Raw genomic sequence first — 16,139 nt, forward strand, 5'->3', positions numbered from 1 at the left:
CCAGTCCCCTTAAGACTGCAAGACGTCTGCTAAACGATCCAGACGACCACGTACGCTGTCGTCGATCACCATATCGCCTGCGCGAATAATGAAGCCGGCGATAACAGACTTATCAATTTTGCAATTTAGCTTAACTTTGCGCGACAAACGTTTTTCCATCGCAGCGGCAATCTTTGCCAGCTGGTCGTCACTCAGAGCGGCGGCAGAGGTCACTTCCACATCAACGGTGGACTCCTGTTCCGAGCGCAGCTGAATAAACTGTTCTAGCACGTCAGGAAGCACGATTAAACGTCCATTTTCAGCCATGACCTTTATCAGATTTTGGCCATTTTCGTTGAGCTGTTCGCCGCAAACCGCAATAAAAGTCTCCGCCATGTGTTCCGGCGCGATAGCGCCGGACAGCAAACCGTGGACCTGTTCATTGCGGCTGACTTCAGCGGCAAATGCTAACATTTGCTGCCAGTCATCCAGCGCGTTTTGCTCAACGGCAAAGTCAAAAGCTGCTTTGGCGTAGGGGCGAGCTACAGTAATAAATTCAGACATCTGCCCCTCCCTCCTTACAGTTCAGCGACCAGTTTATCAACGATGTCGCTATTGGCAGCTTCATCCACGGAACGTTCGATAATTTTCTCGGCGCCGGCAATCGCCAGCATAGCCACCTGTTTGCGCAGCTCTTCACGGGCGCGCTTGCGCTCCGCGTCGATTTCGGCCTTCGCTTGAGCAAGAATTTTTTCACGCTCATGTTCGGCTTCGGCCTTGGCCTCTTCAACGATCTGCGTCTTGCGCCTGTTAGCCTGTTCAATAATCACCAGCGCTTCGGCTTTCGCCTGGGCCATCTGGTCGGTCACGTTGGCTTGCGCTAGGCTCAGGTCTTTCTTAGCCTGCTCTGCAGAAGCTAAGCCGTCAGCAATCTCTTTCTGACGCTTTTCGATGGCCGCCATAATGGGGGGCCATACGTACTTCATGCAGAACCAGACAAACAGGACAAACGCTATAGCCTGGCCGAGGATTGTTGCATTAAGATTCACAGCACAATGCCTCTTTTAAAGTGAATAAATGGGTTTGTTTTCAGTACCGTTGACACCGAACGTTATCCGGCGACGGCGAACATGACATAGAGCCCCAAACCTACAGCGATCATCGGGATGGCGTCGACCAGGCCCATTACGATGAAGAACTGCGTACGTAACAGAGGAACAAGATCCGGCTGACGAGCGGCGCCTTCCAGGAATTTACCACCCAAAATACTAATACCTATCGCGGCACTGATTGATGCAAAGCTAATCATGATTGCAGCAACCAGATAGAGTAGATCCGTGTTTAGGTTTTCCATGACAGTCTCCAGTTTATTTCAGTTAAAACTAAGCAGTTGGTTGTGAAAATTAGTGTTCTTCAGAAGAAGCCATCGACAGATAGACAATCGTCAGAACCATAAATATAAACGCTTGAAGCGTAATAATTAGGATGTGGAATATCGCCCACGGAACGTTGAGCAACCACTGTGACCACCAGGGCAAAAGCCCGGCAATCAGAATGAAGATTAGCTCACCCGCATACATATTTCCGAACAGTCGCAGGCCGAGAGAAACCGGCTTGGACAGCAGGCTTACGCCTTCCAGAATGATGTTGATGGGAATAAACGCCCAGTGGTTAAAAGGCTGCAGGGCAAGATCGTGAAACAGCCCCTTTAAGCCCTTCATCTTCACTGTGTATATAATGATCAGGAAGAATACGCCAATCGCCATGGAAAGCGTGACGCTGACGTCCGCAGTAGGTACAACCCGTAAAGCGGGCAGCCCCAGCACGTGCTCAGCGATGTAAGGCAGAAGATCGATAGGCAGCAGGTCCATCAGGTTCATCAGGAAAACCCAGACGAAGATGGTCAGCGCCAGAGGAGCAATCAGTCGGCTCTTGGCGTGGTACATCTCTTTTACCATGCCGTTTACAAAGCCAATAATAAGCTCTACCGCGCACTGAAGCTTACCGGGAACGCCGCTGGTCGCCTTTTTGGCAACGCTGCGGAAAATGCAGATAAACAGTAAACCAAGAACGATTGAAAAAAACATCGAGTCGATGTTTAGCGCCCAGAACCCTGGCGAATCCACCCCTGGCTTAACGAGCTCCAGAGTGCGTAAATCCACCTGAAGGTTGTTTAAATGATGGCCAATGTAATCCTGTGGAGTAGAGATTTCCCCTGATGCAGACATGATGCCTCTCACTCTTGATTATCAACTAGTTATGAAAAATATTTATCACTATAGGCGCCACTATTTGCGCAACTAACACAGCCAGATAGGCTATACAAACGGGCAGTGGTTCAGCCTTGAATACCGCCAACGCAGCGACCAATAGTACGATAGTCATCGCTATCTTTGCTATCTCGCCGATAAAAAACGGCCACGCCAGATACCCTTGCTGAGGCCCGCCCCGACACCATTTTGTCAGGAGGAAAAACAGCGCGTTGGGCAAATATACTGACATCCCGCCAAAAAGTGCGGAAATCGCCCATTTCTGACTGTTAATACAAAAAACGGCGCTAAACAGGATAACAACGACAAGCTGAACCAACAACAGTCTGCGGGCCATCACGGTATCATAAAGCGCTACAGACATGGCGTATCATCTCTATCAAGCGTTAGCTTTTTATAAAAATCAAAAGTCCGTTTTTTATAAACACAAGTACCGTATAAAACTGCCTTTGTTGACCGGAGTCAAGCGGCAAAAGACAGCTAAATTATACGGGGAAATCCGGTTTATTCCACACTTAGGTAACAAAAAAGTGAACAAATAATTAAAAATGCAAATATTCACTTTTTACCCGCCTTGAACAAAACGACGCTTATTATTACTAATAAACAAAATTCTGTATTGAATAATTATCTTTTTGTGAACGGAATCACATAAATAAATTCAGCGAAAAGGAACATAAATAGTTACTTATCTTGTTAATTATTAATAAATTTATATAAAATCAATAGACTGAATTGATTCAACAATGCCGAAAGCTAAGGGGAAGTTTAAGAAAGAGAAGCTGTTGATAATATGAGCAACAGGCTCTCGCCCTAAAGAATATGTTTAATTTATGTTTTAAAATTGTTAACACGTAAATTAAAAAACGTAGCAATAATAAATAAAAAACAACGTGTTTTTTTAAAATTGAAAAGAAGTAGCTAAAGCACAATTAATTAAATTCTGACGCGAGTCACACTCGCGCCGCATCATTTTTGAGCTTTAACCACCACCAGGTGGCGCTCACCGTCCAGCTGCGGGACCTCCAGCCTGATAACCTCTTTAACGCTAAAACCCTCAGGAATTTCAGCTAGCTCTTCCTCTGAAACCACGCCCTTAAGGGCATAAAACAGCCCATTATCTCCAGGAAGATGGCGACACCAGCTCAGCATATCCCCCAGAGACGCGAACGCGCGGCTAATCACACCGTCAAAACCTTCAGGGATTGAGTACTCTTCAACCCGTGTTTGAACGGGCGTTACGTTGGTCAGCCCAAGCTCATGAACAACCTGGCGGATAAATCGGATGCGCTTACCCAGACTGTCAAGCAGGGTAAAGCTGGCTTCAGGCCTGACGATCGCCAGCGGGATGCCGGGAAGGCCCGGACCTGTGCCTACGTCAATAAAGCACTCCCCGGTAAGGTGGGCGTTAACCACGATGCTGTCCATAATGTGGCGAACCAGCATCTCTTGCGGATCCCTGACCGAAGTCAGGTTGTAAGCCTTATTCCACTTGTTGAGTAGATCAACGTAGGCTAAAAGCCGCTGTTTTTGTTCATCCGTAAGGGCCATTCCGGCAGAAGCCAACAGGCTGTTAAAACGATTTTCCAAAGCCATATCCTCAAGCGCTTTTCCGCAGTATTCCCTGCTTTTTCAACCAGATTAGAAGTATAGAGATCGCCGCAGGCGTAACGCCGGAGATGCGCGACGCCTGCCCGATAGAGGTCGGCTTGTGGTCATTAAGCTTTGCGCACACTTCGTTAGACAGCCCGGTCACCTGACGGTAGTCAAGATCAGCGGGAAGAATGGCGTTTTCGTTACGCAGATGCTTTTCAATCTCATCTTTCTGACGAGCGATATAGCCTTCGTACTTAACCTGGATTTCTACCTGTTCGGCCGCCTGGGCGTCGTCAAGCGCAGGGCCAAACGGCGACAGCGTCGTCAGGGAGGCATAACTGACTTCAGGCCTTTTAAGCAGTTCTTCACCGGTAGCCTCTCTGGAAAGCGGAGACTTCAACAGCGTATTAATTTCTTCAGCCTGCGGCATCGTTGGATGAACGTAGACGTCTCGCAGACGCTGGCGTTCGCGCTCGATATTCTCCTGCTTGCGCAGGAAGTGTTCCCAGCGGGCATCGTCCACCAGGCCCATTTCCCGCCCCGTTTCGGTCAGACGCAGGTCTGCGTTATCTTCACGCAGCAGAAGCCGATATTCGGCTCTGGAGGTAAACATGCGATAGGGCTCTTTGGTCCCCAGCGTACAAAGATCGTCAACCAGTACCCCGAGGTAGGCCTGATCGCGACGCGGCGCCCAGCCCTCTTCCTCAGACGCCAACCGTCCGGCGTTTAACCCAGCCAGAAGCCCTTGAGCAGCAGCCTCTTCATAACCGGTAGTGCCGTTAATCTGGCCGGCAAAAAACAGGCCCTGAATATACTTACTTTCAAGCGTCGGCTTGAGATCTCTCGGATCGAAGAAGTCATACTCAATGGCATATCCAGGACGTACGATCCTTGCGTTCTCCATGCCAGTCATTGAACGAACGATTTGCATCTGTACGTCAAACGGCAGGCTGGTTGAGATCCCGTTAGGATAAACCTCATTGCTGGTTAATCCTTCCGGCTCCAGGAAGATCTGATGCGAATTGCGATCGGCAAAGCGCATGACTTTGTCTTCGATCGAAGGGCAGTATCGAGGGCCGATCCCTTCGATGATCCCAGCATACATTGGGCTACGATCCAGATTATTGCGGATCGTTTCGTGGGTTTTTTCATTCGTGTACGTGATGTAGCAGGGGATCTGCCTTGGATGTTCGTCCGCGCTTCCCATGAATGAAAATACGGGTACCGGCGTGTCTCCATGCTGCTGCTGAAGGATATCAAAATTGATAGTGCGGGCGTCTATGCGAGGGGGCGTACCGGTTTTCAGCCGTCCAACTCTCAAAGGCAGTTCTCGCAGTCTCTGAGAAAGACCAATTGACGGCGGATCGCCGGCGCGACCACCGCTGTAATTTTCTAAACCGATGTGGATCTTACCGTCAAGGAAAGTTCCAACCGTTAAAACAACCGCCTTAGCTCTAAATTTCAGGCCCATTCTGGTTACCGCTCCGGTAACCCTGTCGTTTTCAACGATAAGATCTTCAACAGGCTGTTGGAAAATAGTCAGATTAGGCTGGTTTTCCAACGCCGTACGCACGGCTAATTTATACAAAGCGCGATCCGCCTGAGCGCGAGTAGCTCTCACGGCGGGGCCTTTGCTGGCGTTGAGCGTTCTAAACTGTATGCCGCCTTTGTCAATGGCGTGCGCCATTAACCCGCCAAGCGCGTCGATCTCTTTTACCAGGTGTCCTTTACCGATCCCGCCAATGGCCGGGTTGCAGGACATCTGTCCTAGCGTATCGATATTGTGGGTGAGCAATAAAGTTTGCTTACCCATGCGGGCTGCTGCCATGGCGGCTTCAGTCCCTGCATGACCGCCACCTATTACGATGACGTCAAAGGAATCTGGATAAAACATGGTATGACACCTCGGGATGTTCGAACGATCTTCGGCCTGGATTATGTTGTCCAGGGGCGCAGATTCTACTCGACTTTAAAGATTAGTCCAACCGCGATGGATCGGTCTTAAATAAAGAAAGATCTTTTTATTTAAAGATCTCTTTACTGGATCTTTTATTAGGATCCGCACTCTCTGTGGATAAGGATCTTTTCACGTTAAGGATCATATTATTGAAAGGATCCTTTTCTTGTGGAAGAAAGGAGATCATGCTCTTCATAACGTGGGTACAAAACATGTATTTATCCACATGTGAAACCAAGGAACTCGGTTGTTCTTTGGATAAATACAGGATAATCTCGCGTTTTCAATAGAGTTATACACATTTATTTGGCTAAAAAACCAGCTTCTTTTAGATCGTTAAGCCACAGATCCAGCCACACCTCGGCCGGATCTTCGGGAATTTCGTGTTCCGTTACGTCGATTTCAAGCCGTGAGCCGATCCTTTTAGCCCCTTTATCCTGAAGAATGCGATCGACCGTTTTTATTCCGCCACAAAAAGTGTCGTATTCTTTGCTGCCAAGCCCGACTGCGCCATACACAACTCGACTTAGATCCGGCTGCTGTTCTTCTATTTGTTCAAAGAGCGGCTGAATGTTGTCCGGCAGTTCTCCTGCGCCGTGCGTCGAGGTAACTATAAGCCAGATGCCTTCGTTGCTAAGTTCATCAAGTTCTGCGCCGTGCAGCACTTCGGTGCTAAAGCCAGCTTGAGTCAGCTTTTCTTCTAGATGTTCGGCTACATATTCGGCGCCGCCCAGCGTGCTGCCGCTAATGAGGGTAATATCTGGCATGAGTTATCTCTTAAAGCTTTGCGTTTTGTGCATTGTACGCGGTGAAATCTCTGGGATCTACCTGTGGATAATGTGGGTACTAAAAAATAGCCTATGGCCTGATCGTCCTCATTATAGGGTTTTGCAACGAGATCAGCGTTTCAGTTGACTGGATCTCATCAATCGTTTGGATCTTGTTGATAAGTACGTGCTGCAGGCCGTCAATTGAACGGGTCATCACCTTAATAAATATGCTGTAATGACCCGTGGTGTAGTAGGCTTCAACCACCTCTTCAAGATTGGACAGCTTGGCCAGCGCCGCCGGGTAGTCTTTAGCGCTTTTAAGGATGATGCCAATAAAGCAGCAAACGTCGTAACCCAACCTTTTTGGGCTGATTTCAACCTGAGTGCCCAGAATGATCCCCGCCTGTTTCATCTTTTCTACTCTGACGTGGATCGTGCCGGGGCTGACGTTAAAATTTTTAGCCAGCTCGGCGTAAGGAACACGAGCATTTTGCATGAGCTCGTTGAGGATATCTCTATCCAAATTATCGATTTGGTAATTATCGGCCATTTTTTTTCCTCTTTTTTATCGTTTCATCATTAATCTAGCCTATAAATTGATTAATAAAAACCAATGTGGCTATATTTATTGATGATTATTGAATTTACTCTCCGTTTTGTTGCTTAATACTCATCAACGAAGTCACCGTATTGAGACAAACACAATGAAACAGCCATTTATTAAAAAACAACAACAGATAAGCTTTGTTAAATCGTTCTTCTCACGTCAGCTTGAGCAAAAGCTCGGGTTGGTTGAGGTTCAAGCGCCTATTCTGAGCCGCGTGGGAGACGGTACTCAGGATAACCTTTCCGGCTGCGAGAAAGCCGTTCAGGTTAAGGTAAAGGCTATTCCGGAAGCGACGTTCGAGGTTGTTCATTCGCTTGCCAAGTGGAAGCGTCAAACGATGGGGCGTTTTGGTTTCCTTGCCGGAGAGGGGATCTACACCCACATGAAGGCGCTGCGTCCTGATGAAGATCGTTTAAGCCCTATCCACTCAGTCTACGTCGATCAGTGGGACTGGGAGCGCGTGATGACGGATTCGGAGCGCAACTCCGACTATCTCAAGCAAACGGTACGCACTATTTATACTGCAATTAAGGAAACGGAAGCGGCCGTTGAACGCGAGTTTGGCTTAAAGCCGTTCCTGCCGGAAGAAATTCACTTCGTTCACAGCGAAGAACTTTTGCAGCGCTATCCGACTCTGGATGCTAAAGGGCGTGAACGCGCAATCGCCAAAGAGCTGGGCGCCGTTTTCCTTATCGGTATTGGTGGGAAGCTGTCTCACGGCGAGTCGCACGATATTCGCGCGCCTGACTACGACGATTGGACAACGCCGGGTGAAGACGGGCTTGGTCTGAACGGCGATATTCTGGTCTGGAACCCGACGCTTCAGGATGCGTTTGAAATATCCTCCATGGGTATTCGCGTCGACGCTGAAACGCTAAAACGTCAGCTGGCGCTGACGAAGGACGAGTCTCGCTTGGCGTTGGAATGGCATCAGGCGCTGCTGCGCGGCGAAATGCCTCAAACTATCGGCGGCGGTATCGGCCAATCCCGCCTGGTTATGCTACTGCTACAGCAAAAGCATATTGGACAGGTACAGTGCGGCGTGTGGACGCCTGAGCAGCGCGAAGCTGTAGAATGTATGCTTTAACGGCTAAACAGGCGGCGCTTTAGCCGCTGACCAAGCTCGGTTTCGAACCGCCAGATGCGGTCGAAGGTTTTCATAACGCCGGGCTTACCGTGTTTAGACATGGCCACTGCGTGAAAGCGGTGGCCGCTTTTTTTCTGCTTTTCAATCAGCCTTAGGGCCAAATTTTCAGGCAGCCTCTGGGCTATAAAGTCTGATATCACGACAATATCTGCGTCCTGCCACTCTTTTTCTTCTATTTTTTCGAGCGTTTGCAGCAGGCAGCCCGCCAGGTCGGTTCCCCCCTTAAAACGCTGGCTAAGGAAACGTACGGTTTCTGAAATTCCCGTTCCCGACGTAAGCTCGTAGTGGATCACGCCGGTTGAAAACAGCATCACGTGGCACTTTCTGCCTTCCGTCATGGCGATGCGCAGTAGCGCCAAGCAAAAGGCTTTGGCGCACTTCTCGTTAAATCCGCCCATCGATCCGGATGTGTCGACGCACACGATAAACGGCCCGCCGGGTTGGCGTTCGCTGACGGTTTTTGAAACAGATCGAACTTTCGTTCTTTCTCGCCATATATCGCCCTTCAGGCGGTAGGTCAGCAGCCGTTGCTCCAGAAACCGGCGGTAAAATTCGGTTTCCAGCTCGTCTACGTTAAGCAAGACCATTTCCGTCGGCAGCATGCGGACAATATCATCACTCTGGTGTATGCCTTCGAGGCTGTCAGGCAGCACGGCGGGCTCCCTGACCATGATTTTATATTCTTCTTTTTGGGATTCATGGCGAGAGATAACGGCAGGCTTATAGCTTCTACCCAACATCTCTGCCAGTCGACGCAGTTCTGGCTGTTTGACGAGAAAATTACCGTATTCAATAAGCTTTTCGCAGTCGGCTTTGTACTTTTGCTGACGGCTCATGTCCCACAGGCTGCCTGCGCCTTTGTCGTTTTCAACCAGCAGAGGCTCCAGCTTACTGCTGACCTCCAGCCGCTCCTGCAGCTCTTCCATTAGCTTTTCCCATTCCGTTTCGAGTAAGGAAACGTGCAGAGAGGTCACCTGTAGCGACAGAGATTTTCGCCAGCGCTCTATAAACAGCTTTTGAAACCCTTCGCCGTGGCGCTCCGTTGAGTTTAAAAGCGCTTTGGCCGAGTTACTGAATGACGAATTGAGCGACTCAAGCCGTTCAACGATGGTTTTTACTTCCGAGGCAAAGTCGGCGCTGCTCCAGGCGATGGCCTGTTTGTAAAATGCGAACTCTCGGGATATAGGCGAAGGTACGTCTGATTGCTGGAGCTGATAGCGTTGTTTTTTTTTCCAGGCGGCAACTTCTTTGTCGAATGAGCGCTTTATTTTGGGATATTTTTCAAAAAAAAGCGCAAGCTGAGGTGCCGCTAGCAGCCCTATAATAATCTCTTCAATGAGCTCCGTTTCGCTGATGGAAAGCAAGAGCTCTATAGTTTGTAGGCTCATCGAGTTGAACCGGACGAATGGAAGCGCTGTTTCTGTTTTTCTATCTCTTCGTGAACGGCAAGAAGGCTGGCCTCTATTTTTGCTAACCAGCTTTTGTCTACGAACAGGCAGGGCTGAGCGTCGTTAAACCGCTTTCTTTGTTCATCAAGCCGGTTTTGAACCTGCTGTAGGCGCTGGGTTAACGCTTCCGAAGGCTTAATATGGTCCGAATTATTAGATAAATAGAGCGTGGAGGTCGACAGGCCGGCATCCTGTAAAACCAGCTGTTGAGCGTCGTTAACGGCCATATCCAACGACTGCATAAAACCAATGCCGTTTAGCTTGCCTTTCAGATATTCACCTTTAGCCAGCCACTGTTCGAGCCTCTGCTTTTCTATTACTACATGCGTTACGTCTATTTCGTGCAGCGTAAGGGGCGTTTCCAGAGTCAATGTGACTTCTGATGTGTCGGCTGGAAGGTTTAATAGATAAATAGGCTTGCGGCTAAACATTGCGTTTTTTATTTCAACGGTCAAAGACTGCTGCTTGGACTGCTGCTGTTGAAACTTCATCCAGTCTTTGTCTATTTGCCGAATTTGCATCAGCATAGCCTGCTGCTGATAGGCAATTTCAGTCATTAATCCTTCTAACTGATGGTCAACCAGCGATTGAGAGCGTTCGTCGTACCACAGGCAGTCTTTGAGCAGAATAATGTCAACGATGCTAATCGCCGCGCGATCGTTAAAAAAGGCGCTGGCCTGCAGCAGTCTGGCGGCCTTTTTCCAGCGCCTGTCGGAAATATAGGGGCCGTTATCCAGCTCGCTGATTTCCTGGCGCAGGCGATAAACCAGCTCAAAAACCTCTTCAGGGATCGCTATTTGATTAATTTTATCCTGCCACTGTTCATATTCCTCCCCGTCTATTCCCAGAGCCTCAACGGCGGAGTTAACGTTTTCTTCATTGCGCTGATTTATAAGCATTAAGAAGTGGTGTTTTTCCTGTACGTTGGTTAACGAAATTCGAATGAGCATCCTGTCATAGAGCGCTTCCAGACCGCTGTCTTCTTCTGGAAGTTCGTTGGAGGCGGCGATTAAAAGTTTTAACGGGATCGCAGATTCCATATCGCCGTTACGAAAACGGCGTTCGTTGATTGCGGTAAGCAGCGTGTTGAGAATGGCGGGGCCCGCCTTCCAAATCTCATCCAGAAAAACGATTTCAGCTTCAGGTAGATAGTTACGCGTTATCCGAACGTAGCGGCCTTCTTCCTTTAGCGCTTTAATAGACAGCGGCCCGAAGACTTCTTCCGGCGTAGAAAAACGCGTCATTAAATATTCAAACGATTTGGCCTGTTTAAAGGCATATTTCAGCCTGCGGGCGATAAGGCTTTTAGCTATGCCCGGCGGACCGAGTAAAAAGACGCTTTCTCCGCACAGCGCTGCCAGCAGGCAGAGCCTAACGGCATGCTGCCTTTCATAGAGGCCTGACTCAAGGTGGTTGCTTAAGCGAGTAATTCTTTCTGACAGAGGAATAGAGGTAGACATAATGGTAGGTGGTATCTGTCGCTAGAGATAGCTATCATTATAGCATTCATAGAATTATCTTATCGTTATAAATAATGAACATATGTACTTACCATTTATAAAAATATTTTCTTAAGAAAAGTGCAACGAATCTATACCATCTATAATTACCCTATCTTGTTCATTAACGTGCGTTAATGCACTTTCAATAATATTCAACCGCCGGGATCGTCGGTAAAAGAAGCCCTTATGAGTACAGATAATAAACGTTCGTTACCGGCCGCAATGCTCGCTACGATAGGCGTTGTTTATGGTGATATTGGCACCAGTCCGCTTTATACCTTAAGGGAATGTTTTTCAGGATATTATGGATTTAGCGTTGAACCGAACGTCATTTTCGGATTTCTCTCGCTGATTTTCTGGATGTTGATATTTGTTGTTTCAATTAAGTATCTCTGCTTCGTTATGAGGGCCGATAACTCAGGTGAAGGGGGGATTTTGACCCTGATGTCGCTGGCCGGCAGGTTTGCCAGCGATAAAAAAACGGCGCTTATCGTCATCGTAGGCCTTATCGGCGGCAGCTTCTTTTACGGAGAAGTCGTTATTACGCCGGCGGTGTCCGTTATGTCTGCTCTGGAAGGGCTTGAGGTATTGGCGCCGTCTTTAGATGCCTATATTGTTCCGTGCGCAATCCTGGTGCTCACTATTTTATTTTGCATACAAAAACACGGTACGGGCGGCATAAGCAAAGTGTTTGCTCCGGTGATGCTGCTGTGGTTTGTGGTTATTGGAGCGCTCGGCGTTCGCAGCATTTTTCTAAGCCCTCAAATTCTCTATGCGCTTAATCCAAGCTGGGCGCTCGACTTCTTTTTGCAATATAAATCGCTTTCGTTTTTTGCGCTTGGCGCAGTGGTGTTGGCTATTACCGGCGTGGAAGCGCTGTATGCGGATATGGGGCATTTCGGCAAGATGCCTATTCGCTACGCCTGGTTTACCGTAGTTTTGCCCTGTCTGGTGCTGAACTACTTTGGGCAGGGCGCTTTGCTGTTAAGAACGCCGGAAGCCATTAAAAACCCGTTCTTCCTGCTGGCGCCGGAGTGGGCGCTTATCCCGTTATTGATACTGGCTGCTTTGGCGACGGTTATTGCTTCACAGGCCGTTATTTCCGGCGTTTTCTCTTTGACCAGGCAAGCTGTCCACTTGGGCTATCTGCCGCCAATGAGAATACTGCATACTTCCGATATGGAAGCCGGACAGATTTACATTCCCGTTATTAACTGGATGCTCTACTTTGCCGTTGTGCTGGTAATAGTGACGTTTAAGCACTCAAGCAACCTGGCGGCGGCTTATGGTATTGCCGTAACGGGTACGATGGTGATCACGTCATTTCTTTCCTGTACGGTTGCGGTGCAAAACTGGAACTGGTCAAAACCGCTGGTTATTTTGATTCTCTGCGTTTTCCTGTTCATTGACGTGCCGCTGTTTTCCGCCAACGCAGTAAAAGTCCTTTCCGGCGGCTGGCTGCCGCTGCTTTTGGGGTTGGGCATGTTTATCGTCATGACTTCCTGGAAGAGCGAACGCTTTAGGCTGCTGCGTCTTATGAACGAACACGGTAACTCTCTGGAAGCGCTGATTGCGTCTTTAGAGAAAAATCCCCCTACCCGCGTGAAGGGGACGGCCGTTTTTATGATTCGAACGACGAATGTTATTCCCTTCGCGTTGCTGCACAACCTGACTCATAATAAGGTTCTGCATGAGCGCGTTGTATTACTAACGATAAAAACTGTTGATACACCTTATGTTCACAACGTTAAAAGGGTGACTATTGAGCAGCTCTCTCCTTCTTTTTGGCGCGTCGTGACTAGCTATGGCTATAAAGAGACGCCAAACGTTGAAAACATCTTCTATCTGTGCGGATTGGAGGGGCTTTCTTTCAGCATGGAGGAATCGTCGTTTTTCCTTTCCCACGAGTCAGTAAGGTTGGGTAAACGTCCATGGTATCTGCGGATAAGAGGGCGACTGTTTCTGGCGCTTAACCGTAACGCTCTGAAAGCGCCGGATCAATTTAAAATTCCGCCAAACAGGGTGATTGAGCTTGGTACTCAAATTGATATCTAAATTGAACCCCGCCACGGGATACGTGACGGGGTTCAATCTGATAAGGGTTACTGATTTTTATCTATCAGGCCTCTGCCGTCGTGAGGTTTTAACATCATGAATACGGTTGATGACAGCAGAGTGATGATACCCATAGTAATAAACGTGTAGTGGAAGTGATCGATAGTGTCGCCGAACGATATGCTTTCATAAGCGTGAAGCACCGTTGCGCTGACGGCAACGCCAAAGCTAACGGCAAGCTGCTGGCTAACCGCCATCAGGCTGTTGCCAGAGCTTGCCGTTTTGTCATCCAGATCGCCAAGCGTAATGGTATTCATTGATGTGAACTGGGTAGACATGACCATTCCCAAAAAGAAAAGGGGAATTATCAGCATCCAGAGAGGCTCATCGGCGGTTTGTAGAGAGAGCATGGCAATCATTAGGCCAATCATCATAGTGACGCCAATAAGCGTCTTTCTATAGCCAAATCGTCTTAATATGTTGGTAACCGCTGATTTAGCCAATAGAGACCCAACGGCGGTTGGCGCCATCATAAGGCCTGCCGTCAGGGCTGAATAGCCAAACCCTATTTGCAGCATCAGCGGCATAAGAAAAGGGACGCTTCCCGTTCCCAGCCTGGAAATAATCCCGCCAAAAATACCGATAGAGAAAGTTCTTATTTTAAACAGCGACAGGTGAAACAGCGGATAGCGGGACTTGAGCGCGTGGCGTATGTACATCAACAGTAAAAGGATGCCTGCGATAAATACGACAACGGAAATGGCCGTCGATACGATTTGTTCACTAAAAAGAGACAGCGCGCTGAGCATTATGACCAGGCTAAACCCAAACAGAAAAAATCCTGACGTGTCGAATTTTTTACTGGGGGCCGTAAAGTCCGGCATATAGATGCGTGCGCAAAAAATACCGATGATGCCGATAGGAATATTGATCAAGAAAATCCAATGCCAGGTCGCATAGGTAACCAGCCATCCCCCCAGCATCGGGCCGACGATAGGGCCTATTAATCCAGGGATGGTAATAAAGTTAAGCACCGCAAGAAGTTCGCTGCGAGGGTAGGCCCTTAGCAGCGCCAGACGGGCTACGGGCATCATCATTGCGCCGCCGATGCCTTGGATAATTCTGGCGCCGACCAGCATGAGAAGCGAGCCAGACATTGCACAAAGCAGGGAGCCTAAAACGAACAAAAAAACCGAGATAGAGAATATTCTGCGAGTGCCGAATTTATCCGCCAGCCAGCCGCTGATAGGTATAAGCATCGCAACGGTCAACGTGTAGCTGATAATGGCGGACTGCATAGCGAGCGGAGAGTGATTGAGGCTTTTGGCAATTGCGGGAATTGCCGTGTTAAGAATGGTTGCGTCCAGCGCCTGCATAAAAAATGCGATCGCGGCTATCCAGGGAAGGCCCGCTACGCTGCGCGTTGCCTGAGTCATTCACTACCCCATCGATTAGAAGTTGTAGACTTTGATATCCTTTTCCAACAGATCCTGCGTTGCCTTAAGAGCGGCCTGCCCGTCTTTTTTCAAGATTGCATCAACAATAGCCTGGTGGTGCTCTAATTTGATGACTTCATTATTGGTGACCGATCTGAAATATATTTTATAAACGGAGCTAAATAAAATAGAGAACGACGTTAGCAAGGGATTATTGCTAGCAGTATAGATGAGTTCATGAAAGTCCGTATCAACACGGACCCAGGTTTCCGGATTGAACTCCTTATGCAAGGCCCTCATTTCGGCCATAAGTAAAGAGAGCTGATAGCGCTGTTCGTTGCTGGCGTTAACGGCTGCCAGAGCGGCCGCCTGAGGCTCAAGCGCGCGGCGAAGCACAACGAAATGCTGCGTTGCTTCAATAAAATTGTCTTTTGTTATCCACCACGAAAGCAGCTCTTTATCAAGAAAGTTCCAGTAATGCTGGGGCATGACCCTGGTGCCTATGCGAGGTCGCGCTAGCAGCATGCCTTTTGCGGTAAGCATTTTTACCGCTTCTCTAATTGCCGTACGGCTTACGCTGTAAATATCGCAAAGCTCGTTCTCTCCGGGAAGAATGCTTTCAGCAGCGTATTCTCCAGACAGAATGCGGTGAGCTATCTTTTCTGCAACTACGTACGATAAGTTTCGGTGAGCAGCCTGCTGCTGAAGGCTAAATTGCATTTTGTGGTCCTTAAAAAAGAAGTGATATTTATTATAATTTATTGATAAATATGAAAATGTAAAAATGTGTTTTAGTTAGTATAGAACAATCATATTCGTATAATCAGCTTATTACCATCAACTGTTAACACACGCTTTGCAACCAAAATGCTGAATTCCCGCTTATTGGGTCGCTCAATTATTATTCATTTCGGTAAGTGGCGTTGCATTTTGGTGAAAAATAGACCATTCAGTCAACTTTTCTCAATTAGCGCTTGAAAGCCCGCAGCGAACCCCTATAATGCGCCTCCACTGACACGGCACAAGCCGTGTTAGCCTCAGAAGCAAATGCGCAAATCGGTGATTTACCGCTTGACTCTGAAACGGGATGGCGTAATATACGCAGCCCGCGTCACGGGAAGTTTTTCCCCTGACGCACGCTCTTTAACAATTTATCAGACAATCTGTGTGGGCACTCACAGGACACTATCCAACAGCGCTTCGGCGCAAACGATAGATAAAAGTCTTGAAGAGTGAACATCAGTTAATTCATTACGAACTAACAGTAAAGATTCTTTGAGCATCAAACTTTAATTGAAGAGTTTGATCATGGCTCAGATTGAACGCTGGCGGCAGGCCTAACACATGCAAGTCGAACGGCAGCGGGAAGTAG

Annotated in this window: 15 protein-coding genes and 1 rRNA gene; 3 read left to right on the forward strand and 13 right to left on the reverse strand. The window is 48.2% G+C overall.

Annotation, left to right across the window (positions count from 1 at the left end):
- Positions 1-9 precede the first annotated feature (9 nt).
- The 9 genes from atpH to asnC form a co-directional block, all read right to left on the reverse strand.
- Entirely contained in the window at positions 10-543 is a 534-nt protein-coding gene (gene atpH / locus G544_RS0106760) for a F0F1 ATP synthase subunit delta (protein WP_027273888.1), read from the reverse strand.
- Positions 544-557: 14 nt separating this feature from the next.
- Complete coding sequence (gene atpF / locus G544_RS0106765; RefSeq protein WP_027273889.1) at positions 558-1,028, reverse strand: F0F1 ATP synthase subunit B; 471 nt, start codon at positions 1,026-1,028, stop codon at positions 558-560.
- Between the two features lie 62 nt (positions 1,029-1,090).
- The gene (atpE, locus tag G544_RS0106770; protein WP_027273890.1) at positions 1,091-1,333 is read right to left on the reverse strand and encodes a F0F1 ATP synthase subunit C; all 243 of its coding nucleotides are present in this window, start codon (positions 1,331-1,333) and stop codon (positions 1,091-1,093) included.
- Between the two features lie 49 nt (positions 1,334-1,382).
- Positions 1,383-2,207, reverse strand: coding sequence for a F0F1 ATP synthase subunit A (gene atpB, locus G544_RS0106775; protein ID WP_027273891.1), 825 nt, complete (start codon positions 2,205-2,207; stop codon positions 1,383-1,385).
- Positions 2,208-2,232: 25 nt separating this feature from the next.
- Positions 2,233-2,613, reverse strand: a complete 381-nt coding sequence (locus G544_RS0106780) for an ATP synthase subunit I (RefSeq protein WP_027273892.1) — start codon at positions 2,611-2,613, stop codon at positions 2,233-2,235.
- Positions 2,614-3,218: 605 nt separating this feature from the next.
- Positions 3,219-3,839 carry a 16S rRNA (guanine(527)-N(7))-methyltransferase RsmG gene (rsmG, locus tag G544_RS0106790; RefSeq protein ID WP_027273894.1) on the reverse strand — a complete coding sequence of 207 codons (621 nt, stop codon included), beginning with the start codon at positions 3,837-3,839 and terminating at the stop codon, positions 3,219-3,221.
- A gap of 10 nt (positions 3,840-3,849) precedes the next feature.
- Positions 3,850-5,739: a tRNA uridine-5-carboxymethylaminomethyl(34) synthesis enzyme MnmG gene (mnmG, locus tag G544_RS0106795; RefSeq protein WP_027273895.1), complete on the reverse strand. Its 1,890-nt coding sequence runs from the start codon at positions 5,737-5,739 to the stop codon at positions 3,850-3,852.
- 365 nt (positions 5,740-6,104) lie between these two features.
- Positions 6,105-6,569, reverse strand: a complete 465-nt coding sequence (gene mioC / locus G544_RS0106800) for an FMN-binding protein MioC (protein WP_027273896.1) — start codon at positions 6,567-6,569, stop codon at positions 6,105-6,107.
- A 91-nt stretch (positions 6,570-6,660) separates the two neighbouring features.
- Entirely contained in the window at positions 6,661-7,122 is a 462-nt protein-coding gene (asnC, locus tag G544_RS0106805) for a transcriptional regulator AsnC (protein WP_027273897.1), read from the reverse strand.
- 154 nt (positions 7,123-7,276) lie between these two features.
- On the opposite strand from asnC, the gene asnA reads away from it, so the two are divergent.
- Positions 7,277-8,266 carry an aspartate--ammonia ligase gene (gene asnA, locus G544_RS0106810; RefSeq protein ID WP_027273898.1) on the forward strand — a complete coding sequence of 330 codons (990 nt, stop codon included), beginning with the start codon at positions 7,277-7,279 and terminating at the stop codon, positions 8,264-8,266.
- On the opposite strand, the gene viaA is transcribed toward asnA, so the two are convergent.
- Positions 8,263-9,714, reverse strand: a complete 1,452-nt coding sequence (gene viaA / locus G544_RS0106815; RefSeq protein WP_027273899.1) for an ATPase RavA stimulator ViaA — start codon at positions 9,712-9,714, stop codon at positions 8,263-8,265. The genes asnA and viaA overlap by 4 nt on opposite strands.
- Positions 9,711-11,234, reverse strand: a complete 1,524-nt coding sequence (ravA, locus tag G544_RS0106820) for an ATPase RavA (protein WP_027273900.1) — start codon at positions 11,232-11,234, stop codon at positions 9,711-9,713. Before ravA ends, viaA begins: the two co-directional genes overlap by 4 nt.
- Positions 11,235-11,462: 228 nt before the next feature.
- Here ravA and kup point away from each other — a divergent pair, with 228 nt between their 5' ends.
- The gene (gene kup, locus G544_RS0106825) at positions 11,463-13,331 is read left to right on the forward strand and encodes a low affinity potassium transporter Kup (protein ID WP_027273901.1); all 1,869 of its coding nucleotides are present in this window, start codon (positions 11,463-11,465) and stop codon (positions 13,329-13,331) included.
- Between the two features lie 47 nt (positions 13,332-13,378).
- Here the strand turns inward: kup and mdtD are convergent, their stop codons facing one another.
- The gene (mdtD, locus tag G544_RS0106830) at positions 13,379-14,767 is read right to left on the reverse strand and encodes a multidrug transporter subunit MdtD (protein ID WP_027273902.1); all 1,389 of its coding nucleotides are present in this window, start codon (positions 14,765-14,767) and stop codon (positions 13,379-13,381) included.
- Between the two features lie 15 nt (positions 14,768-14,782).
- Complete coding sequence (locus G544_RS0106835) at positions 14,783-15,487, reverse strand: FadR/GntR family transcriptional regulator (RefSeq protein ID WP_027273903.1); 705 nt, start codon at positions 15,485-15,487, stop codon at positions 14,783-14,785.
- Positions 15,488-16,057: 570 nt separating this feature from the next.
- Here G544_RS0106835 and G544_RS0106840 point away from each other — a divergent pair.
- Positions 16,058-16,139 (forward strand): 16S ribosomal RNA (locus G544_RS0106840); the annotation flags it as partial.

It is taken from the genome of Leminorella grimontii ATCC 33999 = DSM 5078 (assembly GCF_000439085.1).
GTDB classification, from domain to species: domain Bacteria; phylum Pseudomonadota; class Gammaproteobacteria; order Enterobacterales; family Enterobacteriaceae; genus Leminorella; species Leminorella grimontii.